This is a genomic window from Micromonospora chalcea, from assembly GCF_002926165.1.
In the GTDB taxonomy this organism is placed as follows: domain Bacteria; phylum Actinomycetota; class Actinomycetes; order Mycobacteriales; family Micromonosporaceae; genus Micromonospora; species Micromonospora chalcea.
Genome location: NZ_MAGP01000132.1, coordinates 16,126 through 40,838, shown reverse-complemented (window position 1 = coordinate 40,838; position 24,713 = coordinate 16,126). Strand labels below are relative to the sequence as shown.

General features: G+C 73.6%; 24 protein-coding genes. 13 read left to right on the top strand and 11 right to left on the bottom strand.

Translation table 11 applies throughout. The features are described 5' to 3' along the window. Window positions 1–11 precede the first annotated feature (11 nt). Window positions 12–719 (bottom strand): SDR family NAD(P)-dependent oxidoreductase, encoded by a 708-nt coding sequence (locus tag BAW75_RS21630; RefSeq protein ID WP_104114708.1) that lies wholly within the window; start codon window positions 717–719, stop codon window positions 12–14. Window positions 720–821: 102 nt separating this feature from the next. On the opposite strand from BAW75_RS21630, the gene BAW75_RS21625 reads away from it, so the two are divergent. Then, window positions 822–1,658, top strand: a complete 837-nt coding sequence (locus tag BAW75_RS21625) for a helix-turn-helix transcriptional regulator (protein ID WP_104114707.1) — start codon at window positions 822–824, stop codon at window positions 1,656–1,658. Window positions 1,659–1,898: 240 nt separating this feature from the next. On the opposite strand, the gene fmdA is transcribed toward BAW75_RS21625, so the two are convergent. Together fmdA and BAW75_RS21610 are read right to left on the bottom strand one after the other, a co-directional pair. Further along, window positions 1,899–3,152 (bottom strand): formamidase, encoded by a 1,254-nt coding sequence (fmdA, locus tag BAW75_RS21615; RefSeq protein WP_104114706.1) that lies wholly within the window; start codon window positions 3,150–3,152, stop codon window positions 1,899–1,901. Window positions 3,153–3,173: 21 nt separating this feature from the next. Further along, on the bottom strand, window positions 3,174–3,452 hold the full coding sequence (locus BAW75_RS21610; RefSeq protein WP_104114705.1) for a zinc ribbon domain-containing protein: 279 nt from the start codon (window positions 3,450–3,452) through the stop codon (window positions 3,174–3,176). 194 nt (window positions 3,453–3,646) lie between these two features. Between BAW75_RS21610 and BAW75_RS21605 the strand changes: the two genes are divergently transcribed. Beyond that, entirely contained in the window at window positions 3,647–4,822 is a 1,176-nt protein-coding gene (locus BAW75_RS21605) for a cellulose binding domain-containing protein (RefSeq protein ID WP_043325296.1), read from the top strand. A gap of 11 nt (window positions 4,823–4,833) precedes the next feature. Then, entirely contained in the window at window positions 4,834–5,958 is a 1,125-nt protein-coding gene (locus BAW75_RS21600; RefSeq protein WP_104114704.1) for a glycoside hydrolase family 53 protein, read from the top strand. Between the two features lie 36 nt (window positions 5,959–5,994). On the opposite strand, the gene BAW75_RS21595 is transcribed toward BAW75_RS21600, so the two are convergent. Together BAW75_RS21595 and BAW75_RS21590 are read right to left on the bottom strand one after the other, a co-directional pair. After that, window positions 5,995–6,399, bottom strand: a complete 405-nt coding sequence (locus tag BAW75_RS21595; protein ID WP_104114703.1) for a DoxX family protein — start codon at window positions 6,397–6,399, stop codon at window positions 5,995–5,997. A 98-nt stretch (window positions 6,400–6,497) separates the two neighbouring features. Continuing rightward, complete coding sequence (locus BAW75_RS21590; RefSeq protein ID WP_104114702.1) at window positions 6,498–6,836, bottom strand: hypothetical protein; 339 nt, start codon at window positions 6,834–6,836, stop codon at window positions 6,498–6,500. 172 nt (window positions 6,837–7,008) lie between these two features. On the opposite strand from BAW75_RS21590, the gene BAW75_RS21585 reads away from it, so the two are divergent. Further along, window positions 7,009–7,599: a hypothetical protein gene (locus BAW75_RS21585; RefSeq protein ID WP_223201166.1), complete on the top strand. Its 591-nt coding sequence runs from the start codon at window positions 7,009–7,011 to the stop codon at window positions 7,597–7,599. Between the two features lie 12 nt (window positions 7,600–7,611). On the opposite strand, the gene BAW75_RS21580 is transcribed toward BAW75_RS21585, so the two are convergent. Next, window positions 7,612–9,420: a hypothetical protein gene (locus tag BAW75_RS21580; RefSeq protein WP_064447362.1), complete on the bottom strand. Its 1,809-nt coding sequence runs from the start codon at window positions 9,418–9,420 to the stop codon at window positions 7,612–7,614. Between the two features lie 17 nt (window positions 9,421–9,437). After that, window positions 9,438–10,163 carry a DUF899 family protein gene (locus BAW75_RS21575; protein WP_051611111.1) on the bottom strand — a complete coding sequence of 242 codons (726 nt, stop codon included), beginning with the start codon at window positions 10,161–10,163 and terminating at the stop codon, window positions 9,438–9,440. Window positions 10,164–10,257: 94 nt separating this feature from the next. Here BAW75_RS21575 and BAW75_RS21570 point away from each other — a divergent pair, with 94 nt between their 5' ends. Next, complete coding sequence (locus BAW75_RS21570; protein ID WP_064447364.1) at window positions 10,258–11,661, top strand: NDP-hexose 2,3-dehydratase family protein; 1,404 nt, start codon at window positions 10,258–10,260, stop codon at window positions 11,659–11,661. 44 nt (window positions 11,662–11,705) lie between these two features. On the opposite strand, the gene BAW75_RS21565 is transcribed toward BAW75_RS21570, so the two are convergent. The 3 genes from BAW75_RS21565 to BAW75_RS21555 form a co-directional block, all read right to left on the bottom strand. Further along, window positions 11,706–12,137: an SRPBCC family protein gene (locus BAW75_RS21565; RefSeq protein ID WP_176722772.1), complete on the bottom strand. Its 432-nt coding sequence runs from the start codon at window positions 12,135–12,137 to the stop codon at window positions 11,706–11,708. Window positions 12,138–12,238: 101 nt separating this feature from the next. Continuing rightward, window positions 12,239–13,054, bottom strand: a complete 816-nt coding sequence (locus BAW75_RS21560) for an ABC transporter permease (RefSeq protein WP_205798118.1) — start codon at window positions 13,052–13,054, stop codon at window positions 12,239–12,241. A gap of 5 nt (window positions 13,055–13,059) precedes the next feature. Next, entirely contained in the window at window positions 13,060–14,064 is a 1,005-nt protein-coding gene (locus BAW75_RS21555; protein WP_051611109.1) for an ATP-binding cassette domain-containing protein, read from the bottom strand. 164 nt (window positions 14,065–14,228) lie between these two features. Here BAW75_RS21555 and BAW75_RS21550 point away from each other — a divergent pair, with 164 nt between their 5' ends. The 5 genes from BAW75_RS21550 to BAW75_RS21530 all read left to right on the top strand — a co-directional run bounded on the left by BAW75_RS21550 (window position 14,229) and on the right by BAW75_RS21530 (window position 19,261). Then, entirely contained in the window at window positions 14,229–15,053 is an 825-nt protein-coding gene (locus BAW75_RS21550; RefSeq protein WP_104114701.1) for an SAM-dependent methyltransferase, read from the top strand. A gap of 35 nt (window positions 15,054–15,088) precedes the next feature. Continuing rightward, on the top strand, window positions 15,089–16,321 hold the full coding sequence (locus tag BAW75_RS21545) for a class I SAM-dependent methyltransferase (protein WP_104114700.1): 1,233 nt from the start codon (window positions 15,089–15,091) through the stop codon (window positions 16,319–16,321). Continuing rightward, complete coding sequence (locus tag BAW75_RS21540; RefSeq protein WP_233514704.1) at window positions 16,318–17,070, top strand: class I SAM-dependent methyltransferase; 753 nt, start codon at window positions 16,318–16,320, stop codon at window positions 17,068–17,070. The genes BAW75_RS21545 and BAW75_RS21540 overlap by 4 nt, the downstream gene beginning before the upstream one ends. Then, window positions 17,067–18,050 (top strand): NAD-dependent epimerase/dehydratase family protein, encoded by a 984-nt coding sequence (locus BAW75_RS21535; protein WP_104114699.1) that lies wholly within the window; start codon window positions 17,067–17,069, stop codon window positions 18,048–18,050. The genes BAW75_RS21540 and BAW75_RS21535 overlap by 4 nt, the downstream gene beginning before the upstream one ends. A gap of 95 nt (window positions 18,051–18,145) precedes the next feature. Continuing rightward, a complete protein-coding gene (locus tag BAW75_RS21530; protein ID WP_104114698.1) occupies window positions 18,146–19,261 on the top strand; it encodes a nucleotide disphospho-sugar-binding domain-containing protein in 1,116 nt (371 codons plus the stop codon). A 43-nt stretch (window positions 19,262–19,304) separates the two neighbouring features. Here the strand turns inward: BAW75_RS21530 and BAW75_RS21525 are convergent, their stop codons facing one another. Beyond that, window positions 19,305–21,059, bottom strand: coding sequence for a hypothetical protein (locus BAW75_RS21525; RefSeq protein WP_208635287.1), 1,755 nt, complete (start codon window positions 21,057–21,059; stop codon window positions 19,305–19,307). Between the two features lie 470 nt (window positions 21,060–21,529). Between BAW75_RS21525 and BAW75_RS21520 the strand changes: the two genes are divergently transcribed. The 3 genes from BAW75_RS21520 (at window position 21,530) to BAW75_RS21510 (ending at window position 24,688) form a co-directional block, all read left to right on the top strand. Then, complete coding sequence (locus tag BAW75_RS21520) at window positions 21,530–22,639, top strand: DegT/DnrJ/EryC1/StrS family aminotransferase (protein ID WP_104114697.1); 1,110 nt, start codon at window positions 21,530–21,532, stop codon at window positions 22,637–22,639. Window positions 22,640–22,712: 73 nt separating this feature from the next. Next, window positions 22,713–23,258: a pyridoxamine 5'-phosphate oxidase family protein gene (locus BAW75_RS21515; protein WP_030503323.1), complete on the top strand. Its 546-nt coding sequence runs from the start codon at window positions 22,713–22,715 to the stop codon at window positions 23,256–23,258. An 86-nt stretch (window positions 23,259–23,344) separates the two neighbouring features. Further along, on the top strand, window positions 23,345–24,688 hold the full coding sequence (locus BAW75_RS21510; RefSeq protein WP_104114696.1) for a cytochrome P450: 1,344 nt from the start codon (window positions 23,345–23,347) through the stop codon (window positions 24,686–24,688). Window positions 24,689–24,713: the final 25 nt, after the last annotated feature.

Below are 24,713 nucleotides of genomic sequence, written 5' to 3'. Positions count from 1 at the left end.
CGGCCGCCGGTCTACCAGGGGAGCGGGCCCTCGGCGTCGAAGTAGCCGCCGGTGGGGCCGTCGGGGCCGACCAGTGCCATCCGGACGATGATCTCGGCGCCCTGCTCGACGGTCTGGATCCCGGTGTTCCCGTTCAGGTCGGTCCTGGTGAAACCGGGCTCGACCGCGTTGATCCGCATGTTCGGGAACGCCTTCGCGTACTGCACGGTGATCATGTTGACCGCGGCCTTCGAGGCCGGGTAGGCGACACCGGGGTACGCGTACGCCGGGGTGACCGGGTCGGTGACCCGCGTCAGCGAGGCCAGCCCGCTGCTGAGATTGACGATGACCGGGGCCGCCGAGCGCTGCAGCAGCGGCAGGAACGCGCCTGTGACACGGACGGTGCCGAAGACGTTCGTCTCGAACGTCTCCCGCATCATGTCGGCGGTCACCTCCGCGGCGCCGATCACCCGGTTGCCGGTGCCCCGGCCCTCGACGCCCGCGTTGTTGATCAGGACGTCCAGCCCTCCGTCCGCCTCGACGGCTCGCGCCGCGGCCGCCACTGACGCGCCGTCGGTGACGTCGAGCTGGACGGCCCGGGCACCCAGCAGCTCGGCGGCGCGGCGCCCGCGTCCGGCGTCCCGGCTGCCGACGTAGACGGTGTGGCCGGCGGCGACGAGCCGACGGGCGGTCTCGAAGCCGAGTCCCTTGTTCGCTCCGGTGATCAATGTCGTGGTCATGGCTCCATGCTGCGGCGCGGCGGCGCGGTGACCCAGTCGTCCGGTTTTCCTGGGACTGCCGGTACCAGGCAACGCCCCAGCTCGGCGGCGCACACTGGGGGCATGGCGACGGAGTTCGGGCAGGCGGTGCGCCGCTGGCGCGACCGGGTCCAGCCCGCAGCCGCCGGGCTGCCGGCCGGCGGGCACCGGCGTACGGCCGGCCTGCGTCGGGAAGAGCTGGCGCTGCTGGCCGGGGTCTCCGTGGACTACGTCACCCGGCTCGAACAGGGCCGCGCGTCCCACCCGTCGGGGCAGGTGGTCGAAGCCCTGGCCCGGGCTCTGCGACTGTCGGCGACCGAGCGCGCCCACCTGTTCCGGCTGGCCGGGCTGGCGCCGCCGGGCGCGGAGACGGTGCCCGCGCACCTCACCCCGAGCGTCCAGCGGATGCTGGACCGGCTGGCCGGTACGCCCGTCGCCGTCTACGACGCGTCCTGGACGCTGCTCGTGGCCAACGTGCCATATGCGGCGTTGATGGGGGATCCGTCCGGGTGGCGTGGTCACCAGCGCAACGCGGTCTGGCGGCATTTCCTGGGCCCGGGCACCCGGGCCCGGCACACGCCGCAGTCACTGCGAGCGTTCGAGATGGCGCTGGTCGCCGACCTGCGCGCGGCGGCGGATTGCTACCCGGCCGACCAGCGGCTCCGGCGGCTCATCGCGGAGCTGCGGGCCGGCAGCGACCGGTTTGCGAAACTGTGGAAGTCCGGCGCGGTCGGCCGCCACGAGGCCGCCCGCAAGACCATCGACCACCCGAACGTCGGCCCGCTGACGCTGGACTGCGACGTGCTCACCGTGGCGGGCAGCGACCTGCGCATCATGATCTACACGGCCGAGCCCGGCACCGAGGACGCCGACCGCCTCGCCCTGCTCACCGTCCTCGGCACCCAGGCCCTGGTCGGCTAGCCGCCGCTCGCCCGGGACGCCGTGGCATCGTCAGCGCTTGGCGACGGTGAGCAGCACCGCCGAGTCCTCGAGCGCCTCCAACGTGTGCCGGCGGTCAGCGCGATCACCGTCTGGCGGAGCCTGTGCTCGTGGCCGCCGTAGACGGTGGAGCTGCTGCGGCCGTTGGGCGCGGCGTGCGCGAGCTTCAGCTGTTCGCGGGCCAGTGCGGTCAGGGATGACTTCTGCACGAGGGTCACCTGCTCACGGCATGGTGGCTTTCGGGGCGCCCTTGCCCGGGTCGATCCGGGTCGGACCGGCCGCCGAGGGCCGGATGTCGAAGTCGAAGATCTCGGTGGGCAGGTAGACGGTCGCGCAGGAGTTGGGGATGTCCACCACGCCGGAGAGCCGGCCCTCGATCGGTGCGGCGCCGAGCAGCAGGTACGCCTGTTCCGGCTGGTAGCCGAAGCGGGTCAGGTAGTCGATGGCGTGCAGGCACGCGCGCTGGTAGGCGAGCTGCGAGTCGAGGTACCGCTGTTCGCCGTCGAGGGTGACCGAGAGCCCGGAGAAGGCCAGCCACTGGGAGTACTGCGGCGGCGTGTCACCCGGCATGAAGATCGTGTTCTCGGCGACGCCGTACGTCTGCATGCCGTTCTTGATCAGGTCGACGTGCAGGTCGACGAAGCCGCCCATCTCGATGGCGCCGCAGAAGGTGATCTCTCCGTCGCCCTGGGAGAAGTGCAGGTCGCCGAGGGACAGGTTGGCTCCCGGCACGTACACGGGGTAGAAGACCCGGCTGCCGACGGTGAAGTTCTTGATGTCCTGGTTCCCGCCGTTCTCCCGTGGCGGCGCGGTTCGCGCCGCCTCCGCGGCCACCCGGTCGAAGTCGGCGCCGGTGAGGCTGCCGAGGATCGCGTCCTGCGGCTCGGGGGGCAGGGCCAGGGGCGGCACCCGGTCGGGTGCGGTGGCGATCAGCGCCCCCTCCCGCTGGTTCCAGGTCGCGAGCAGCGACGCGGACGGGGCGGTGCCCATCAGTCCCGGGTGGGCGATCCCGGTGAACGAGACCCCGGGGATGTGCCGGGAGGTGGCCTTGCGGCCGGTGAAGTCCCAGACCGCCTTGTACGCGTCGGGGAACTGCTCGGTCAGGAAGCCGCCGCCGTTGCCGGTGGGGAAGATGCCCGTGTAACCCCAGCCCTGACCGGCCAGCGGACCGGACTCCTGCGGGATCGGGCCCATGTCGAGGATGTCGATCATGAGCAGGTCGCCCGGCTCGGCGCCCTCGACGGCGAACGGGCCGCTGAGCGCGTGGACCCGGGTCAGCGGAGCGTCCCGGATGTCCTCGGCGGAGTCGTCGTTGTGGATCGCGCCGTCGAACCACTCGCGGCAGTGGACGCGGAACGACTGTCCGGGCCGTACCGTCGCCACGGGCGGGATGTCGGGATGCCAGCGGTTGTGCCCGACCTTCTCCTGGTCGGTGAACCTCTTCGTGGAGTCGAGGGGGAACAGCAGTTCAGGCACGGTCTTGAGCCCTTCTCGTGGTCACCATCGGGGCAGTCGGGCGTGGGCCGGGTTCGTCGAGCGGCGCGCCGGGCGACGGCCGGGCACCTGCCCGACCACCGCCGGCTGTTCCGCGCTGCGTTCGGTCCGGTCGACGGCCTCGCGCAGCGCCGCGGGCGTGCGGGTGAGCCGGGGCGCGGAGAACACCCGGGTCGCCGGGCCGTCACATCGGGGGCAGCTCGTCGACGGGCCCGCGGTGCCGACGGGCATCACGACGTCGAAGCTGCCGTCCTGCGGGCAGCGGTACTCGAAGGTGGCCATCGCCGATTCCCGTCCGGCCTTCGTGCGTGCGGTGGCCGTTCCGCAGCGGCCCACCCTGTCGTTCCGATTGTGGCTGATTGCTCAGATAGGCGGTGCAAAACGGCGAATCAGGCGCTGCCGCTGACATCCGGCCGCCCCGACCGAGGCGTGGGACACGTTGGCGATCATCGATTCGTTGGCGGCATCGTCGGCGTATGGCTGCCGTCTCCTCGTCCTCACTTCTGCGCCGTCTGCGGCCGGGTCTGCCGGCGGCCGTCGTGGTGTCCACGGCGGTGCTCGGCACCGCCCTGACCGCGGTGCCGCCGGCGGGCGCCGGCGCCGCGTACCCCGCTGTCGCACCGGCGCCCGGCGGGGCCGCGGCGCCCGTCGCGGACCCGACCGGGACCGTCTCGCCGCCCACGTCGACGCCCAGCACGCCCAGCACCACGCCGTTCCCGCCGAGCCCGCCCACGAACCTGACCGCCACCCAGGTGCGGACCACCTCGGTCACCCTCACCTGGACGGCCGCCACGCGCGGCTGCTGCCCGGTCGTCGGGTACGACATCACCTACTACCAGGCGTTCGACGACGTGATCTACAGCCTCAGCCTCGGCGACGTCACCACCACCACGATCACCAACTACATCCAGCCGGGCCGGCAGTACTCGTTCCGGGTGTCGGCCCGCGACGGCGACGGCCGCCGCTCGGCCGCCACCGACGCGCTGACTGTGGTCACCCCGGTGACCGACACCGGCCCGGACACCACCCCGCCGAGCGCGCCGCAGAACCTCACAGTCGGCGAGGTGACCGGCTCCACCGCCACGCTGTCCTGGGCACCGTCGACCGACAACGTCGGCGTGCTCGGGTACAACGTCTACCGGTTCGACGGCTGGTTCACCTCGACGCTCGTCGCCACCGTGCCGGGGACCACGTACACCGGGCCGCTGCCCCCGTCGACGCCGCTGCGCACCCTGTACTACGTGCGGGCCCGGGACGCCGCCGGCAACGTGTCGATCGCCTCCAACACCGTCACCGTGCCCACGACGACCACTCCGCCACCACCGCCGCCCTCGACCTGCCGGGTGACCTACCGGAACCAGTCCGAGTGGGCCGGCGGCTTCGTGGCCACGGTGACGGTCCAGAACACCGGGACGGCGGCGGTCGACGGCTGGATCGTCACGTTCGGCTTCCCCGGCGACCAGCAGATCACCAACGCGTGGAACGCCACGGTCGGGCAGACCGGCGCCACGGTGACCGCCCGCAACGTCGACTGGAACCGCGTCATCGCCCCGGACGGATCCGCGACCTTCGGCTTCCAGGGACGGTGGGGCGCCAGCGACGCGCCGCCGACCGGCTTCTCGCTCAACGGCGCCCCCTGCACAGTCGGCTGAGAGGAAGTCCTGTGACCACACGCCACCGCCGCCGCGCCCTGGCCGGGGCCGTCACGGCCGTCGTCCTCGCCCTCACCACCACGATCGGGGGTACGCCGGCGCCCGTCGCCGCCGCGAACACGCTGAGCATGCGGGGCGCGGACGTCTCGTCGTTGCAGCGCAGCCTGGACCTGGGGGCGAAGTACTACGACGCGGGCGGGGTCGCCCGTGACCCGCTGGACATCCTCAGGTCCGCCGGCGTCAACTACGTCCGGCTGCGCGTCTGGAACAACCCGGCCAGCGGCTACAACAACAAGAGCAAGGTGCTGGTCCAGGCGAGAGCGGCCAAGGCGAAGGGCCTCAAGGTCCTCATCGACTTCCACTACTCCGACACCTGGGCCGACCCCGGCAAGCAGTACAAGCCGGCCGCCTGGGCCGGCCACAGCCTGAACCAGCTGCGCAACGACGTGTACGCCTTCACGTACGACGTCTGCGCCGCCCTGCGCGGGCAGGGCACGCTGCCGGACAGCGTGCAGATCGGCAACGAGATCAACGTCGGGATGCTGTGGAACGAGGGGAAGGTCGTCAACAACGACTTCGCCCCGCTGGCCGGCCTGCTGAAGCAGGGCTACAACGCGGTGAAGGCCTGCGGCGGCGGCATCCCGGTCATGATCCACACCGCCAACGCCGACAGCAACGCCAACGCCCGCTGGTTCTACGACGGCATCCGCGCCCAGGGCGTGCAGTGGGACATGACCGCGCTGTCGTACTACTGCATGTGGCACGGCAGCCTGGCGAACCTCTACAACAACATCGTCGACCTGCGGAACCGCTACGGGAAGCCGGTGGTGATCGTGGAGACCGCGTACCCGTTCACCCGGGACGACGCGGACGGCCAGCCGAACGTCATCGGCGACGTCACCTGCGACGGCATCAGCGCGACCTGGGCCGGGCAGGCCCAGCAGTTCGACTGGGTCCAGAACACCGCCCGCAACGCCGGCGCCATCGGGGTCTTCTACTGGGAGCCGACCTGGTACGCCGTCCCCGGCAACGGCTGGGACCCGGCGAACATCAACGGCACCGGGAACGGCTGGGACAACATGGCCGTCTTCGACTGGTTCGGGCGGGTGAACCCGGGGGTGCGCTGGACGCCGTGACCGGCCGCCGGCCGCACCCCGGGTGGACCCGCCTGCTCATCGCCTGAAGAGGCGGCCTATCGAGTCGCGCCGGCCCCAGGCGATGAACACGAACAGGAAGAACAGCACCACCGGGGTGATGACCAGCGCGCCGCCGTCCAGGATGAACGCCTGGGTGATGGCGGCGCCGACCATGAGCAGCGCCAGCCCGACGGCGGCCGGGCCGGCGAGCCGCGGCACCAGCAGCCCGATGCCACCGGCCAGCTCCACCAGGCCGATGAAATAGCGGAACCAGGGCGCGGCGCCCATGTCCTCGAAGGACTGGACGGTGTTCGTCTCGCCGAACAACTTGGGGCCGGCCGAGGCGACGATGAAGAAGACGCCGAGGAAACCCTGGAGCACCCACAGCGTGCGGTGCAGCCCACGGGCGACGGGCGGGGGAGTGGTGTCGACAACGCTCATGGCTCTCGTCCTCCTGAAGAATCAGCTGGTGCATCCGAACGGATGCACCAGCTGAGACCGGACAGGACATGTGAACTCATCGGTGATCCGGCGGACCGCTACCAGGCCTTGCCGCGGATCGGGGGCACGTCGAGATCGCGCTCGCCGCCCCGGTGCTCGGCGAGCAGCCGGCGGCGGATCGAACGCCAGGCGACGCGCTCCTGGCGGCGGCCGAGCCTGCGGCAGGACTGGAACGTGCAGAGCCGGCAGCCGCAGAGGTTGGGCGCCTGCGCCGACACCTCGCGGTGGCAGCGGGTGCGGATCCACTCGGGCGCGGCGAGGAACTCGGCCAGGTCGCACGGGCCGGAGCCGTGCCGGTGGATGTCGGTGAACCATTCGCGCAGGTACGGATCCCGCTGCTGCACACGCTCGGGTCGGTGGATGTCGGTACGGGCCATGTGACGACCGCCCTTCCGGCCGCCCGCGCACCATGCGCGGGACTAACGCCTCTCTGGCATGCCGGTCACCTCCCGTCGCCGGTGGACGCCCTCATTCTGCTGATCATGGATCGGGCCAGGCATCCGATTTCCGGGGCCGCCCAATGGGTCGATCAGGCCGTACCATCGCCCGGTGAAGCTGCGCCGCCGGCTCGTCGCCGCGTCTCTGCTGCTGGCGGTGGAGACGATGGCGCTCGCGCTGCTCGTCACCGAGTCCCTGACGGGTGCGATCGCCGCCGCCGGCCTCACCTGCCTGTCGTTGTGGCTGCACCTCGCCCTGCACGAGGGCGGCCACCTCGTCGCGGCGAAGCTGCTGCGCCTGCCGGTCGTCGCGGTCCACATCGCGCCCTTCACCGGATGGCGCAACGAGGTGTCGGTCCGGCCGTCGGCGTCGATGCCGGCGTTGCCGCTGCGGATGGCGCTGTTCCATCTCGGCGGCCCGGTGGCGAACCTGGGCGCCGCCGCGGCGCTCGTCGTCGTGGCGACGCACACGGCAACGGTGTCGACGCGCCTGGCGCTGTTCAGCGCCGCGTTCGTCGGAGCGCTGCTCGGCCTGGGCAATCTCGTTCCGGGGAGTTCGCCCCGCAGTGACGGCCGCAACCTGCTCCGCTGGCTCGGGGCTCCGGCGGCCGCCCGGGCCGGACTGCGGGCGTACTACCACCAGGACGTGCGGCGGCCCGCCGAGGACGGTCCGAAGATCATCGGGAGTCCGCCCGGGCGGTAGCGCGGTCGCGGCTCAGCCGAGCGGGCCGGTCACCGCGGTGACCGTGCCGCCGGGCAGGAAGCCGGACCGGCCGTGCCCACCGTGCGCCACCGGGCCGGGCAGCGAGACCGCGGCCGCCGCGTACATCCGGGCCGGCCCGGCGGGCGCGCCGCCCTGCCAGGCCAGGTAGCCGGAGACGGTGGCGGGTTCGCCGGGGAAACGGCGGGCCAGCTCCGCGACGTACCGGGACACCGGCTCCGCGCGCGGGTCGAACCGGAGCGCGAGCATCTGCCCGGTCGCGGGGCGCAGCACCGCGGCGGTGAGCAGCCAGGGCGCCAGATAGGTGCCGGCCGCCGCGCCCGGCCCCCGCGCGGCGTCGCGCAGCGCCGCCTCCGCCCCGGCCCAGCCGGTGACCACGAGCGTCGGATGCCGTCCGGACCCCGGGGGTACGACACGCAGTCCGGCGCGGCGCGCGGCGTCGGTGACGGCGGCGACCGCCGCGACGGAGCGGGCCGAGGAGTCGCCCACGACGCCGAGGGCGCCCTCGGCCCGGGGCGCGAGGAAGGCGACTGTGGCGTCGAGGTCCTCGCGGTCACCGGAGGTGAGGGCGTCCGCGGGGCAGCGCGACAGCGGCTGCGGGTCGTCCCGCAGGAGCACGCCGAGGGCCGCGCTGACGCACTCCGGCCCGTCCGGACCGCGCAGGTCGGGACCGGGCGCGTCGGCCGCCCCGGCGTCCAGCCGAATCACGGCCTGGCGTCCGCCGTACGCGACGTGCAGCCGGCTCGGGCCGGGCGGAAGGTGTACGAGGGCCCAGCCGTTGGTGGCACCGGGCAGCCGGACGGCGGGGGAGAGGCGGTCCGCCCGCGTCCCGACCGAGACTCCCTCCGCGCCGACGTGCACGAGGTTCCAGCCGGGCCGCTGCGGTGCCACCACCAGCGGGAGGCCCCGGCCGCCGTTGTCCACTGCGACCAGCAGCGGCGCGCCGGGGCGGCCGGGCGGCGCGGGCAGCGCCACGGCGGTCGCGGTGGCGGCGACGATGACGACCGCGGGCAGCACGACCGCCTGTCCCCGCAGCAACGCCCGGTCCGGCTGCCGTCGGCGTCGCAGGCCGGCGCCCAGGCCCACGGCTCCGGCCACGGCGACCGCAAGGCAGACCCAGCGTGCCGGGCCGGCCCATCCGGGGCCTTCCGGGCCGAGGGCGGCGTGGTCGGTACCGAGCCGCACCGCGCCGGCCGCCGCCTCGGCGGTGACGGCGGCGAGCATCCAGGGCGCCGCCCGGTGGGCGACGCGCCGCCGGGCCGAGTCCGCGCCGAGCACTGTGGCGACGCCGCCCAGCAGCACCGCGGCGGCGAGCCCGTGCCCGGCGGCGGCCGTCGCCTCCGCGACTGTCGCGGTGGGCAGCGCCAGCAGGCCGGCCCCGGCGGACACGAGCAGAGCCAGGGGTACGCCGACCGCGCGCCGCCCGGCGCACCCGGGCAGGGCGAGGCAGGCCGCCGCGAGCACGAGCGTTCCGGCGGCGGGGGCGTCCCCGCCCAGGCCGAGGGTGAGCAGGTGCGCGACGGCGGCGGTCACCGCCGTGGCGGTGAGGCGGCGGGGCGCCGGGGCGGCGAGCGGTCGCAGCAGCACAAGCCCGGCCGTGGTGGCCGTCGCGGCGAGGGCGAGCAGCGCGGCGAACCCGGTGGCGGCCGGCGCGACGCCGCCGCCGTCCGCGGCGTGGGCCGGCCCCGCCGCCAGCAGCGTGGCCGCCACTGCGGCGAGGGCCGCGCCGGTGAGCCGTCCGGCCGATCGGGGTACGCCCCGGCGACCGTCGGCGGTACGCGGTGTCGCGGTGCGGTCGGGCACTCGTGTCTCCTCGGCTGTCACACGGGTCGATCGGCCGGGTCGGCAACCGGGGGATACGTGTTGGCGGCGTACCAGTCGCCGCGGCCCCGCGGCAGCAGGTCGAGCACGTTCCACACCGGGGAGAGCAGGTCGATGCCGCGCTCGGTGCCGTCGACGAAGTTGGCCGGCTGGCTGTAGAAGTGCCGGACGCCGTCGCCGTCGCGGACCAGCACGCTGACCATCGGGCGCTGGTCGCCGTTCGGGTGCTCGGCGCGCAGGTCGGCGTTGAAGTCGGTGCCGTGGCTGGAGAGCAGCCGCAGGCCGGCCCAGCCGCGCCGGGCGCCCCAGGCGCGCAGCTTCTCCGCCGGGGCCTTGCCGACCACCACGAACGCGGTGTGCTGCTGGAGGTGGTGGGCGACGCCGTGGAACCCGTCCACCCACATCGAGCACATCGGGCAGGCGGCGTCGGCGTCCGGGTGGAACATCAGGTGGTAGACGAGGAGCGTGCGGTGCGCGCCGAAGAGCGCGGACAGCCGGACGGGGCGCAACGGGCCGGGCGCGGTCAGGTCGGCCGGTCCCTCGGTGAGCGCGACGTCGGCCACCGGCGCGCCGAGCGGCAGCTCCCGCCGGGCGGCGGCGACCTGTTCGATCTGGTCACACAGGCGGCGTTCGGCCTCGGCGAGGCGCAGCCGCGCGGCCACGTATCCGGCGTCGGCGCCGTCCGGCCACATCGGCAGCGCCGGCGCGCTCGCGTCCTCAGTCATCCTCTCGTCCTTCCTCGACCCGCGCTAACGCCGGCCGTCCGCTATAGGATATAGAAGTGATCAACGGGTAGGTGTCGACAAAGGGGGTACGCGCGTGACGGAGACGACCGCGCCACCAGGGCTGCCGCAGCACGGCCGGTTCGCCACCGCCGACCCCGACGCCGACATCCACGAGTGGCTCGCCGACTGGCGCCGCCAGGCCCCGATGCGTGTGGACGTCGTGCCCCTGGCCGGCCTGCGCGGCTGGCGCCAGGACGCCGACACCGGAGTCCTGGCCCACCGCAGCGGCCGGTTCTTCCGGGTGGAAGGGCTCTCCGTCGAGGTGCCGGGCGCGGCCGTGCCCCGCTGGGACCAGCCGGTGCTGCACCAGCCGGAGGTGGGCATCCTCGGGCTGCTCGCCCGCCGCGACGGCGACACGCTGCGGGTGCTGGTGCAGGCCAAGGCGGAGCCCGGCAACCAGGACGGCCACCAGCTCGCGCCCACCGTCCAGGCCACCCGGAGCAACTGGACCGGCGTCCACGGCGGCCGCCCGGTGCCGTTCCTGCACCACTTCCGCGACCCGGACCCGCGCCGGGTGCTCGTGGACGTCCGCCAGTCCGAGCACGGGTCCTGGTTCCTGCGCAAACGCAACCGCAACATGGTGGTCCTCACCGACGAGGACATCGTGCCGCCGCCCGGGTTCCGCTGGCTCAGCCTCGCCCAGCTGCACCGGCTCCTGCGCCACGACGACCTGGTCAACATGGACATCCGTACCGTGCTCTCGTGCCTGCCGGCGGAGCTGACGGCCCGGGCGGCCGGCCCGGCCGGGGACGCCTTCACGGCCGCGCTGCGCCGCTCCTGCCGGCCCGGGCCGGGCAGCCGGCACCACACCGGCGAGCTGCTGCACTGGATCACCGACGTCCGCAGCCGGACCGAGGTGGACGCCGACCGGACGGCGCTGCGCGGACAGGCGGCGTGGCATCTCGGCGAGGTCTCCCTGCGACACGACAGTGGGCTGTTCTTCGAGGTCATCGGCGTGGACGTGGACGCCGAGGGGCGCGAGGTGGCGAGCTGGTCGCAGCCGATGCTGCGGCCCTGCGGCCAGGGGGTGGTGGCGTTCCTGGCCACCCGTCTCGACGGTGTGCTGCACGTGCTGGCGCACGCCCGGGTCGAACCGGGCTTCGTCGACGTGGTGGAACTGGCGCCGACGGTCCAGTGCACGCCCGCCACGCTCGACTACCTGCCCGCCGCCGCGCGTCCGCCCTTCCTGGACCAGGTGCTCGGCGCGCCGCCGGAGCGGGTCCGGTTCCGCGCGCTCCTCTCCGAGGAGGGCGGACGGCTCTACCGGGCCCGTAGCAGCTATCTGGTGGTGGAGACCGACGACGTCGACCTGGAGAGCGACCAGTACCGCTGGGTGACGCTGCACCAGCTCTCGGAACTGCTGCGGCACAGCAACTACGTGAACGTCTCGGCCCGCAGCCTGATCGCCTGCCTGCGCGGGCTGCTGGACGCCGGCTGAGCGGGCGGACCGGGTCACGCCCGGTCCGCCCGCCGCGACGGCGGTCAGTCGCCGAAGCCGGTCGGGTGGGCGTCGCCGACCGCGTTGAGCAGCACACCCTGCTCCAGCAGCGCCTTGCAGGCGCAGAGCACCATGGTGAACCCGCCCATTGAGTCGATCGCCTTCGCCACGGCCTGGTCGGCGCTGCCGGCGAAGCCGGTCTCGGTGACCCGGACCAGCGTCGTGTCACCCTCGCCCGGCAGGAACCGCCACTCGAGCTGGGTGGGGGACTCCGGGTCCCACTCGGCCAGGATGCGGCTGTTCTTCTCGACGTCCTTGACCGTGACGACGGTGGAGACGCCGTACATCTCCCAGTCCCAGGTGACGGTGGCGCCGGGTTCGAGCCGGCCGCTGCTCTTGGTGAACCAGAACTTCGTGGTCACCGCCGGGTCCGCGAACGCCTCGAAGACCTCGGCGGCGGGCCTGCGGATGAGCATCTGCGCGGTGACGGCAGGCGGTTGAGTCAAACGGTCGCTGTCCACGGGGTAGCCGTGTTCCCTTCTCGTGTTATCGGCACTGCGTACAAACGGTGGCGGGGTCAGGCCCGCCGGCGGTACAGGAACATGGAGAGCGGGGCGAAGACGGCCACCAGCGCCGCGCAGCCGACCAGCGCCGCGCCTACCTCACCGGCGGTCGCCGTGCCATGGGCCAGGCCGCGCGCGGCGGTGACCGTCAACGCGAACGGGTTCAGGCCGACCACGGCCTGCAGCCAGCCGGGAAGCGTCTCCTGCGGCACGAAGAAGTTGCTGACGAACGACACCGGGAAGACGATCGCCTGGCAGGCGCTCAGGGCGGCGGTCGGTGACTTCAGGGCGAGCCCGAAGACCACGTACACCCAGGAGAAGGAGAAGACGAAGACCAGGGTGATCAGGATCGTGGCGAGGACGCCGAGCACGCCACCGTCGGGCCGGAAGCCGACCGCGAGCCCGACCGCCACGGCGACCGCGCAGCCGACGACGTAGAGCACGTTGTTGCCGAGCAGGGTGCCGACGATCGCGGCGGGCCGCCAGATGGCCAGCGCGCGGAAGCGGTCGGTCACCTCCCGGGAGTTGTCCAGGTTGACCACCGCGCCGATCCGCATGCTGATCATGATCCCGGTGAACACCACGATGCCCGGGATGTAGAACTGCATGTAGCTCGACGTCGAACCGGCCAGCGCGCCGCCGAACAGGAAGCCGAAGACGAGCGTGAACATGACCGGCACGCCGAGCGCCTCGAGGATCTGCGTCGGGTCGCGGCGTACCTTCTGCACCGCCCGCCACGCGAAGGTCAGCGTGGACGACAGCGCGCCGGGACGTGCCGGCCGCGCCGCGGACGGCGCCGAGGCGCCACGGCCGGTGCCGGTCTCCACCATGCTGCTCACGCCGCCTCCTCGGTCTCGGTCCGCGAGCCGTCCGCCCGGTGCCCGGTGAGGGCGAGGAACACCTGGTCCAGGGTGGCGTGGCCGAAGGCGTACTCGGCCAGGCCGACGCCGGCCCCGGTGAGGGCGGCCAGCGCCCGGGTGGCCTCCTCCTCGGCCGCGACCTGCGCGGTCAGCTCCATCCGGTCGGCGCCGGCGTGCACCGCCGTGCCCAGCGCCTCCGCCAGCATCCGCTCGGCCGTCTCCCGCTGCCCGGCGTCGCGCAACCGCACCCGCAGCACGCTCGCACCGATCGACCGCTTCAGCTCCACCGGCGTGCCCTCGGCGATGACCCGGCCGTGGTCGACGACCGCGATCCGGTCGGCGAGCTGGTCGGCCTCGTCGAGATACTGCGTGGTGAGCAGGACGGTGGCGCCCTCGCCGACCATGCCCCGGACGAGTTCCCACACCTGGTTGCGGCTGTGCGGGTCCAGCCCGGTGGTCGGCTCGTCGAGGAACATCAGGTCGGGTGTCACGATCATGCTGCTGGCGATGTCGAGCCGACGGCGCATGCCGCCGGAGTAGGTCCGCACCAGCCGGGCGGCGGCCTCTTCCAGGCCGAACGTGGCGAGCAGCTCCTCGGCGCGGCGGCGGGCCGCGCTCCAGGAGAAGCCGCGTAGCCGGGAGAGCAGGACGAGATTGTCCCGGCCGGACAGTTCCTCGTCGACCGACGAGTATTGCCCGGTCAGCCCGATCCGGTCGCGGATCGCCCCGGCCTCGCGCACCACGTCGTGGCCGAGCACGCGGACCTCGCCGCTGTCGGGCGGGACGAGCGTGGCGAGGGTGCGGACGATCGTCGTCTTCCCGGCGCCGTTGGGGCCGAGCACGCCGAACACGCTTCCGGCCGACACGCGCAGATCGATCCCGTCGAGCGCGCGCACCTCGCCGTAGGATTTGCGCAATCGTGTGATCTCGATGGCGGGAGTGTCGGTCTGCTGTGCGGACAACCCAGCCGTACGCGACATTGTGTTCACAAACATATAGTAGCAGGACGTTTCGCTCCGGTCACGCCTCTTGATCCGCGCGTCGCGCGCGTTCCGCCACCACGTGATCGTCGCATGGACACCCGTCGGTCGATAGCTATAACATTCTCAAGCAGCAACTTGCCGCCGAGAGTGGAGGAGCGGACGTGTCCACACGCGAGCTGACCGAAATCGACGAGGTAGCGGAGATCTACGACGACGGCGCCTGGGCCGTCGAGGTGCTCGGCGGAAACATCCACTTCGGATGGTGGGAGGACGACGACGACCGCACGCCCTTCCTGGAGGCCATCAACCGGTTCACCGACATCGTCGGCGACCGCCTCGGCCTGCGCCCCGGCGATCGGCTGCTGGACGTCGGCTGCGGCGCCGGCGAGCCGGCCATCCGGCTCGGCCAGCGCAGCGACGCCGACATCACCGGCATCACCAACAGCGCCGAGCACCTCAAGCGGGCCCGGGAACGGGTCAACGAGTCCGGGCTGCGTGGCCAGGTCCGCTTCGAGCTCGGCGACGCCGCCGCGCTGAGCTACCCCGACGCCTCCTTCGACAAGGTGCTCGCCTTCGAGTCCCTGGTGCACGCGCAGGACCGCCGGCAGTGGCTCGCCGAGATCCGCCGCGTACTCAAGCCCGGCGGCCGGCTCGTGCTCACCGACCTCGCCGAGGACGCCCCGCTCACCGAGCGGGACCGGCAGATCCTCACCGACTTCACCCTCGCCCCGCCCGGCCCGCCGATGGCCGCGTTCGACCTGGTCCGCGACGCCGGCGTCGTGGTGGACGAGTTCCTGAGCTGCGGCGACAAGATCAGCCGTTCGTTCCCCGCCTACCACGAGCGGGTGCAGCAGCGGCGCGACACGCTCGCCGCCGCGCACGGCGCCGAGAAGATCGACGCCTTCCTCGCCGAGATGCCGGCCGTGCTCGACGTCCTGCGCACCAAGGTCGGCTGCGTCGTCATCGCCGCCCACAAGCCGCGCTGACCCGCCCGGCACCGGTGACCGGAAGGAGCAGGCAGATGACCGCCCCCGCCGTCACCGGCTGCCGGATCTGCGGCGGCCCGGTGACCGAGATGCTCGACCTCGGCCGCCAGCCCCTCTCCGACGCGTTCCCCCGCCCGGCCGACCTCGACGGCGAGTTCTTCTACCGCCTCGCGGTGGGCCGGTGCGCCGACTGCACGATGGTCCAGCTCGTCGAGGAGGTGCCGCGCGAGCGGATGTTCCACCACGACTACCCGTACCGCTCGTCGCTGTCGTCGGTGATGCGCGCGCACTTCACCGGCACCGGCCGGGAACTGCTCGCCACCGAGCTGACCCGGCCCGGCGCGTTCTGCGTCGAGCTGGGCTGCAACGACGGGGTGATGCTGCGGACCGTGGCCGCGGCCGGCGTACGCCACCTCGGCTTCGAGCCGTCCGCCGGGGTGGCCGAGCTGGCCCGTGGGCAGGGCGTACGGGTGCGTACCGACTTCTTCGAGGAGGAGACCGCCGCCGACGTGCTCGCCACCGACGGGCCGGCCGACGTCATCTACGCCGCCAACACGATCTGCCACCTGCCCTACCTGGACTCGGTGCTGCGCGGCGCGCGGCTGCTGCTCGCCCCCGGCGGCGTCCTCGTCTTCGAGGATCCGTACCTCGGCGACATCCTCGCCCGGACCGCCTTCGACCAGATCTACGACGAGCACTTCTACTACTTCACCGCCCACTCGGTACGGGCCGCCGCGGCCCGCTTCGGGCTGGAGCTCGTGGACGTGCGGCGGCTCCCGGTGCACGGCGGCGAGGTGCGCTACACGCTCGCCCGCGCCGGGGCGCGTAGCCCGTCCCCGGCCGTCGCCGACCTGCTGCGCCAGGAACGGGAGCAGGGAGTGACCGGGGAGGCGGCGCTGCGCCGGTTCGCCGCTGCCGTCGCGCGTACCCGGTCCGAGGTGGTCGCGCTGCTGCGCTCGCTGAGGGAGGAGGGCCGCACCGTCGCGGCCTACGGGGCCACCGCGAAGAGCGCCACCGTCACCAACTACTGCGGGCTCGGGCCGGAGCTGATCTCGTACGTCTGCGACACCACCCCGGCCAAGCAGGGCCGGCTGACCCCGGGCGCGCACATCCCGGTCCGCCCGCCCGAGGCATTCGCCGACCCCTACCCGGACTACGCGGTGCTCTTCGCCTGGAACCACGCCGAGGAGATCATGGCGAAGGAGACCGGCTTCCGGGCCGCCGGCGGCCGGTGGATCCACTACGTGCCCACCGTGCGCGTACGGTGACGGCATCGGTGGCGCGCGGCTTCTACCGCGCCGGATACCCGGAGATCTACGACCTGGTGATGCGGCACCGGGGCCGCGACCACATCGCCGAGGCCGCCACGCTCGCCCGGACGGTCCGGCGCCGGAACCCGGCCGCCGCCTCGCTGCTCGACGTGGCCTGCGGCACCGGGCTGCACCTGGAGCACCTGCGGACCCACTTCGCCCCGGTGACCGGCGTGGACCTGTCCGCGGAGATGCTGGCCCGAGCCGGCGCCCGGGTGCCGGACGTGGCCCTGCACGAGGGCGACATGCGCGACCTGGACCTGGCCGACACCTTCGACGTGGTGGTCTGCCTCTTCGCGGTGCCGCACCTGCGCGGCGCCGCCGAACTGGACCGGACCGTCGCGCGGCTGGCCGCCCACCTGACGCCGGGCGGCGTGCTGGCGGTCGAGCCCTGGTACACGCCGGAGACGTTCGTCCCCGGCTACGTGGCCCGCGACATGGTGCAGGAGCAGGACCGGGTGGTGGTCCGGCTGTCCCACTCGACGTGGCTCGACGACGCGCGCGACCGGATCCGGATGACAGTGCACCAGGCGTACGCCGACCCGGAGGCCGGTATCCGGCACGACACCGCGACGACCGATCTGACGCTGTTCCGGCCGCAGCACTTCGCCGCCGCGTTCGCCCGGGCCGGGCTCGCCGCCGCGCACGTCACGGCGCCGCCGTTCCGGTGGGGCCTGTGGATCGCCCGGCCCGCAGGTGCGCGGTGACCGGCGACCGGCCACGCGTGGTCGTGCTCGGCGGCACCGGGTTCGTCGGCGCCCATGTCGCGGACGCCTTCGCCGCCGCCGGCCACGACGTGCTCACGGTGGCCCGCCGCGCCCCGGCCGGCCACCGGCACCGGTTCACCGCGCTCGACCTCGGCGGCACCGGTCCGGGGACGCTGGCGCGGCTGCTGGACGCCGAGGACCCGGTCGCCGTGGTCGACTCCACCGGCAGCAGCTGGGGACTGGGCCCCGGCCGGATGGCGGAGCGCTGCACCCGGCTCAGCGCGCTGCTGCTCGACGCGCTGCGCCGCGCCGCCTGCCGCCCCCGGCTGGTCCATCTCGGCTCGGTGCTGGAGTACGGGCAGCCGGTCGCGCCGGCCGATCCGCGCCGTACGCCCGCGCCGGACACCGCGTACGGCCGGGCGAAACTGGCCGCGACCCGGGCCGTACTGGCGGCAGCCGACGCCGGTGAGGTCGACGCGGTGGTGCTGCGGCTGGTGAACGCGCTCGGCCCGGGGCTGCCCGCGACCAGCCTGCTGGGCCGGGTCGCCGCCGCGCTGGCGCCGGCCGCGCGGGCCGGCGTCGCCGCGCGGGTGACGCTCGCCCCGCTGGAGGCCCGGCGTGACTTCGTCGACGTCCGGGACGCCGCCGAGGCCGTGCTGGCCGCCGCCGGGCGCCCGGTGACCGGCCGCGTCCTCGACATCGGCCGCGGCGAGGCGGTGCCGGTGCGGACGCTGGTCCGGCTCCTGGTGCAGGTCAGCGGGGTGCAGGCGACAGTGGTGGAGCGTGCCGGCCCGGCCGGCTGGCGGGCCGGGACCCGGTGGTCGTGCGTCGACCCGACGCCCGCCGCGGCGGCCCTCGGCTGGCGGCCGCGCCGCGACCTGCGCCGGGCGGTCACCGACTTCTGGCACGACGAGCTGCGCCGCTACTCCGGCGACGGGGAGCCGGCGGCGGCGGGGCCGCCGCGTCAGCGGGCGCCGTAGCGCCGGCGGGGAATCGACAGGTGGCGCGACCGGCGTCACCGGCTCGGCGGTACGGCGTCGGCCGTGCCGCCGCGACGACAGGGAGGGCAGGAGTCATGCGCGTACTGTTCATGCCGGGTCCGGCCATCGGCCACGCGTTCCCGCTGGTACCGCTCGGGTGGGCGTTCCGCGCCGCCGGGCACGAGGTCGTCTTCGTCACCGCCGGTGACGCGCTGGCGGTCGCCCGGGCCGGGCTGCCGGTCCTGGACGCCGTGCCCGGACGCACCACCTCGGACATGCAGGCGCAGTTCATCCGCGACGTGCCGCGCCTCTTCGAGCCGATCGGCGCCGACCCGATCGCGGAGATGGAGGAACGCAAGCCGTACATCGTCTCGGCCTGGGATCCGTTCGTCGACGCCCACGTCGCGCTCGGCGAGTGGGTCCAGCCGGACCTTGTGGTGTACGACCCGATCTTCGCGGTCGGCCCGGTCGTCGCCGCCCGGCTGAAGGTGCCGGCGGTGGCGCACAGCCTCGGGCTGGCCCGGTTCACCCCCGACCTGCTGCGCGAGCTGCCCGGCGCGGTGGCGATGCGCCGGCACGGGGTGACGCTGCCCGAGGGCATCCGGACCGTCGACATCGCCCCGCCCAGCCTGGTCGAGGGCGGACCGGCCGACATCTCCATGCGCTACGTGCCGTACAACGGCGGCGGGGTGCTGCCCGACTGGGTGCGGGAACCGGTCGCGCGGCCCCGGATCGCCGTCACGTTCGGCACGCTCGGCGGGCCGGACCGGTTCGCCGCCGGCATCGCGCGGGTGCTCGCCGCCGCGCCCGGGCTGGACGCCGAGTTCGTGCTGGCGATCGGGGAGTCGGCCGCTCCGCCCGACCTGCCGCCGAACGTGCGGACCACCGGCTGGGTGCCGCTGAACCAGTTGCTGCGCGGCTGCGCCGCCGCGATCCACCACGGCGGCGACGGCACGACGCTGACCTGCGCCGCGCTCGGCGTCCGCCAGCTGGTGCTGCCCGGCTCGCCGGACGAGCTGGTCACCGGCGAGCTGCTGCGCGCCCGGGGGCTGGCGCACGTGCTGGGCTCGGTGGACGAGCTGGACGCCGCCGCGATCGGCCGGCTGCTCACCGACGCGGAGCTGGGCCGGGTGACCGGCGAGGTGCGGGCCGAGATCGCGGCGCTGCCGTCCCCGGCCGAGGTGGTGCCCCGGCTGACCGCGGCGGTGTGAGCCCGGCGGCGGGCGGCTCGTCGCCGCCCGCCGCCGGTTGCGGTCAGCGCAGTTGCGCGTCGGCCACCGCGAAGAGCAGCCCGTGCGGGTTCGCCTTGCCGGTGTCGCCGTGCGGCCAGCTCGTCCGGTCGAAGCTCACGCAGCGCCGGCCGGTGTGTTCGTCGCGGAACGCGCGGTCCTCGGTGAGCCGGCCCGCCGGGTCGACCAGCGCCATGCAGATCCGGGCGTCACCGTCGAGTCCGGTGGGCGCCACGAAGTAGTTCGAGGTGACCACCCGGGAGACCTGGTCGGTCTGGCGGAAGTGCTTCCCGCCCGCCACCGGCCGGAACGTGTCCATCGCGCCCCAGTGCGGCCCACCGAGCGTGGTGTCCACGATCGGCAGCGCGCTGACCAGCGCGGGACAGTCCGGCTCGGCGCCGCCGCGTACGGTCTCCGCGATCGTGTCGATCCGGCACGAGGTCCGGCTGCCGGCGGCGAGGAGCCGGCGGATGTCCAGCACGTACACCATGCCGGACTCGGCGTTGACGGCCGGTGAGTTGTTGCCGCCGAACATCACCGTGTGGAACAGGAAGCGGTCGTCCGGGCTCACCATGAGCCAGCTGCCGCCGTCGGCCGCGCTGGTCGGGGTGTCACGCGGGTAGATCCGGCGGAAGGCGGTCGCGTCGTCGAACACCTGCCGCCAGGTCAGCTCCCGCTTGGTGATGTCCGGCGTGTAGTAGACCGCGCCCATCCCGGTGGCCACGAACGCTCCCTTGTGCCGGGGCTGGTGCGTCACCGCGGGCTCCATGGCCAGCAGACCCTCGCGGCTGTACTCGTCGTCGACCCGGGGCCCGTCGGGCAGGTAGGACAGGGAGAGCAGGCGGGGCCGGTTCCGGTCGCTGATGTCGTACGTGCGGACCGTGCGGCGCTGCAGGTTGGGGTCGGTCACCAGGCCGGCGACGACGTGCCGCACCTCGACGAAGTCGCTGGTGACCAGCCGGTTCAGGTCCTCGCGCAGCGCGATGCCGTGCGGGTTGGCGCAGGTCGGCACCGGCAGCGCCGGCTGGTTGGGGCAGGAGACCGGGTCCTCGGCGGTCTTCTTCGCCGCCGGCATCTCGGCCAGCACCCGGCCGTCGGCGCCGAGCCGGACCACCTCGCCGGGGGAGCCGGCGAAGCCGTTGCCCACGCGGGTCTGCCCGTCGGAGTAGGTGCAGGGCCCGGCGACGTCGGGCCCGCCCATGTACGACCCGTACGCGGTGCCGTCGCGCAGGACGGTGAACGCGTCCGGCACCGAGCCGCACGGGGTGTCGTGCGGCAGCGTCACGCCGCTGAGCGAGACCCGGGGCAGCCGGCTGACGTCGAAGACGTAGACGGTGTCGCTGAGCAGGCCGCCCGCGTACACCTTGTCGCCCTTTCGCCAGGTGTACTGCATGTGGTGCGGCTCGTTGCCGAAGACCGAGTCGACGGTGACGGTGTTCGCCACCCGGCCGTAGTCGGGGGAGCCGGGGGTGGCGTCCACGACGGCGAGGAAGTCGGGGTCGGGCCTGCCGTCGGGGCCCGGCGCGGCGTCGCCGGTCCAGACCAGCAGCCACTGGCGGGCGGGCGCGCCCGGACGTTCGGCGGCCTGAGCCGTGCGGGTGAGGTGGTTGGTGATCCGGTACTGCTGGCCGTCGCTGCCGGTCACCGTCGAGGTGACCCGTCGCACGGACGCCCCGGCCGCGGCCGGGGGTGGCACCAGGCCGCTGCTGACGGCGACGAGCGCGATCACTCCGATGTGGGCGGCCCGCCGGAGCGGACCGCGCAGTTGTGGACGGGGCATGGACGTCCTCCTGGTCACGTGCGGGATTGAGGCCGGAACATGCCAGGCGTCGCGGTCGAGGGGGACGGAGAAGTGCCGGGGAGCGGCGCCCGCGGCAGCGAGCCTACTATCCGAATTGCAACTGTCAATTGACGGGAAGTCGACTACAGGGAGATCCACTGCGCGCAATTTCCATCGAGTGCCGGAGGTGCCGCGATGGTCGACAGTGGCCGATGTCGGGGCAGGTCAGCTCGGTCCCGAGGGCTTGCCGGGAAAGGCTGTTCGCGCGCCCCGCAGGGTTGGTGCCAAGCCCGCGGCGACGGCGTCGCGGCGCGGGTGATTCCGTCCGTTCGGGCCAGTGGCCGGGAGCCGCCGGTACCGACGTCGGTTGACGAACGTGTAGCTAGCCGATGGGGCGGCGACTAGGATGCGGGGTGGTGATGCCGGGGTGAGGCGCCGCGGCGACGACGCTCCCGGGGAGGTCCGCCGCCATGACCGTCGGAGTCTGGAACTACCTGGCCGAGTACGAGAGCGAGCGGGAGGACGTCCTCGGCGCGGTGGACCAGGTCTTCTCCTCCGGCCGGCTGGTGCTCGGTGAGAGCGTGCGCGGCTTCGAGCGGGAGTTCGCCGCCTACCACGGCGTGCCGCACTGCGTCGGGGTGGCCAACGGCACCGACGCCATCTCGCTGGCCCTCTGGGCGCTGGGCGTACGCCCCGGCGACGAGGTGGTCACCGTCGCCAACACGGCCGCGCCGACCGTGCTCGCCATCGACGCGGTGGGCGCGGTGCCGGTCTTCGTCGACGTGGACGAGGCGACCTGCCTGATGCGCGTCGACCGGGTCGCCGACGTGATCACGCCGCGTACCCGGGTGCTGCTCCCGGTGCACCTCTACGGGCAGTGCGTCGAGATGGCGCCGCTGCGGGCGCTCGCCGCCGCGCACGGCCTCGCGGTGCTGGAGGACTGCGCGCAGGCGCACGGCGCGCGCCACCACGGCCGCGTGGCCGGGTCGCTCGGTGACGCCGCCGCCTTCTCCTTCTATCCGACCAAGGTGCTCGGCGCGTACGGCGACGGCGGCGCGACGATCACCGCCGACCCGGACGTGGAGCGGCGCCTGCGCCGGCTGCGGTACTACGGGATGGAGGACCGCTACTACGTCGAGGAGACGCCCGGCCGCAACAGCCGCCTGGACGAGGTGCAGGCGGAGATCCTGCGCCGCAAGCTGCGGCGGCTGGACCGCTACGTCGCCGCCCGCCGCGCGATCGCCCGCCGCTACGACGAGGGGCTCGCCGGCACCGGCCTGGGCCTGCCGGTCACCGCGCCCGGCAACGAGCACGTCTACTACCTCTACGTGGTGCGGCACCCGCGGCGCGACGAGATCCTGGCGGCGCTGCGTCGCCACGGCATCGAGCTGAACGTCAGCTACCGCTGGCCGGTGCACACCATGCGCGGCTTCGCCCACCTCGGCTACACCGAGGGGTCACTGCCGGTGACCGAGCGGCTGGCCGGGGAGATCTTCTCGCTGCCGATGTACCCGTCGCTGGACGAGGGCGCGCAGACCCGGGTGATCGACGCGCTGCGCACGATTCTGCGGGCCTGGTGACGCTCCGAAGCGGGCACCGCAAGAATTGAGAATCATATAGCAAACTGCGCTCGCGCGGATCTACCATCTCGGCATGGAGCCTTCCACGTTCAGCACCCCGGTCGGCGACTTCGCCGACCTCCGTGACGACTTCCTGCGGCTCACCACCGAGATCGGCTGGTGCACCGTCGCCACTGTGGACGGACGCGACCGGCCGCGCAGCCGGATCATGCACGTCTCCTGGGAGGTCGGCGACGCCGGCCCGACCGGCTGGGTCAGCACCTCCCGCACCCCGGTCAAGACCGCCCACCTGGCCCGCAACCCGTACGTCTCGTGCAGCTACTGGACACCCGCGCACGACGCCGTCTTCGTCGACTGCCGCGCCACCTGGCTGGAGCCGGGCGACACCAAACGCCACGTCTGGGACCTCGTCGCCGCCGAGGCGACCCAGCGCGGCTTCGACCCGTACGCGGTCTGGCCCGACGGCCCCGCCGACGCCGGCTTCGAGGTGCTCCAGTTCGACCCCTGGCGGGTCCAGATCACCCTTCAGGACCTGGCCAACGGCCAGACCATCGGCTCGTCGCGGGTCTGGCACGCCGCCGGGCGGCCCGCGTCCACCGGCGCGCTGCTCTCCCGCTGATCCCGACCGGGCCGCCGCCGCACGACGGACCGGCCGCTCTCCGCCGACGCGGCGAGCCGCGCGGCCCGACACCGAGGGAACGCACCATGACCACCACCCTGCGCACACCCGCGTCGGCGCCCGGCCGCCTGCCCGTGCTCGGGCACGGCCTGCAGATGAAACGACGACCCGCCGAGTTCCTGCTCGAACTCCAGTCCGGCGAGCCGGTCGTCACCATCGCGCTCGGCAAGCGCCCGGCGTACGTGGTGAACGACCCGACCCTGATGCGGGAGCTGCTGCGCGACGGCGACACCTTCGTCCGGGGCGGGCCGATGACCGAGCGCTTCCGGTCCATGTTCGGCAACGGCCTGGGCATCTCCGAGGGCGAGTTCCACCGCCGGCAGCGGGCGCTGATCCAGCCCGCCTTCCACCGCAACAAGGTCATCCACTACACCGAGCTGATGAGCCGGACGGTCGCCGGCAAGCTCGACTCCTGGCGCGACGGCCAGCGCCTCGCGGTCGAGAAGGAGATGGACGAGCTGGCCCTCACCAACGTCGTCGAGGTCGTCTTCGCCGGTGACCGAAGCCTGGACCGAGCGCGGTTCATGGCCGCGACCACCACCGTCCTGGGCGGACTGTTCCGCCGGATCACCGACGTGACGGGCGTGCTGACCCGCCTGCCCACCCAGGCCAACCGCGACTACGACGCCGCGGCCGAATACCTGCGGGCGACCATCCGCCGGGTCATCGCCGAGTACCGCGCGGCCGGCACCGACCACGGCGACCTGCTGTCGATGATGCTCTTCGCCCGCGACGAGGACGGCCGGCCCGCGATGAGCGACGAGCAGGTCCACGACGAGGTGATGACGTTCTTCATCGCCGGCAGCAACACCATCGCCAACACGCTCTGCTGGGCGCTGCACCACGTCGGCGCGGACCCCGAGGTGCAGCGGCGGCTGCACGCCGAGGTCGACCGGGTGCTCGACGGACGGGCCGCCGGCTACGCCGACGTGCCGGCGCTGGAGTACACCCGCCAGGTGCTCTCCGAGACGCTGCGGCTGCGCACCCAGGGTCTGTTCAACAACCGGGTCACCGCCCGCGACGCCGAGCTGGGCGGCTACCTGATCCCGGCCGGCTCGGACGTGCTCTACAGCTTCCACGCCGTGCACCACAACCCGCGCATCTACCCCGAGCCCGAGCTCTTCGACCCGGACCGGTGGCTGCCGGAACGGGCCCGGACGCTGCCCCGCGGCGCGTTCATGCCGTTCGCCACCGGCGTGCACGGCTGCATCGGCGACCAGTTCGCCTGGACCGAGATGATCGTCTCGCTGGCCAGGCTCGCCGCCCGCTGGCGGCTGGAGCCGGTGCCCGGCCACGAGCCGAAGCCCGTGCCGGCCATGACCATGCCCGTCGACGCGCTGCCGATGACCGCGCGCCGCCGTACCCGCTGAACGACCGACGCCCGGCCACCGGCCC

Coding starts and splice junctions, on each gene's coding strand:
- BAW75_RS21630 (WP_104114708.1), bottom strand. CDS start 719: ATGACCACGACATTGATCACCGGAGCGAACAAGGGACTCGGCTTCGAG.
- BAW75_RS21625 (WP_104114707.1), top strand. CDS start 822: ATGGCGACGGAGTTCGGGCAGGCGGTGCGCCGCTGGCGCGACCGGGTC.
- BAW75_RS21610 (WP_104114705.1), bottom strand. CDS start 3,452: ATGGCCACCTTCGAGTACCGCTGCCCGCAGGACGGCAGCTTCGACGTC.
- BAW75_RS21605 (WP_043325296.1), top strand. CDS start 3,647: ATGGCTGCCGTCTCCTCGTCCTCACTTCTGCGCCGTCTGCGGCCGGGT.
- BAW75_RS21595 (WP_104114703.1), bottom strand. CDS start 6,399: ATGAGCGTTGTCGACACCACTCCCCCGCCCGTCGCCCGTGGGCTGCAC.
- BAW75_RS21590 (WP_104114702.1), bottom strand. CDS start 6,836: ATGGCCCGTACCGACATCCACCGACCCGAGCGTGTGCAGCAGCGGGAT.
- BAW75_RS21575 (WP_051611111.1), bottom strand. CDS start 10,163: ATGACTGAGGACGCGAGCGCGCCGGCGCTGCCGATGTGGCCGGACGGC.
- BAW75_RS21565 (WP_176722772.1), bottom strand. CDS start 12,137: ATGCTCATCCGCAGGCCCGCCGCCGAGGTCTTCGAGGCGTTCGCGGAC.
- BAW75_RS21560 (WP_205798118.1), bottom strand. CDS start 13,054: ATGGTGGAGACCGGCACCGGCCGTGGCGCCTCGGCGCCGTCCGCGGCG.
- BAW75_RS21555 (WP_051611109.1), bottom strand. CDS start 14,064: ATGTCGCGTACGGCTGGGTTGTCCGCACAGCAGACCGACACTCCCGCC.
- BAW75_RS21545 (WP_104114700.1), top strand. CDS start 15,089: ATGACCGCCCCCGCCGTCACCGGCTGCCGGATCTGCGGCGGCCCGGTG.
- BAW75_RS21530 (WP_104114698.1), top strand. CDS start 18,146: ATGCGCGTACTGTTCATGCCGGGTCCGGCCATCGGCCACGCGTTCCCG.
- BAW75_RS21525 (WP_208635287.1), bottom strand. CDS start 21,059: ATGCCCCGTCCACAACTGCGCGGTCCGCTCCGGCGGGCCGCCCACATC.
- BAW75_RS21520 (WP_104114697.1), top strand. CDS start 21,530: ATGACCGTCGGAGTCTGGAACTACCTGGCCGAGTACGAGAGCGAGCGG.
- BAW75_RS21515 (WP_030503323.1), top strand. CDS start 22,713: ATGGAGCCTTCCACGTTCAGCACCCCGGTCGGCGACTTCGCCGACCTC.
- BAW75_RS21510 (WP_104114696.1), top strand. CDS start 23,345: ATGACCACCACCCTGCGCACACCCGCGTCGGCGCCCGGCCGCCTGCCC.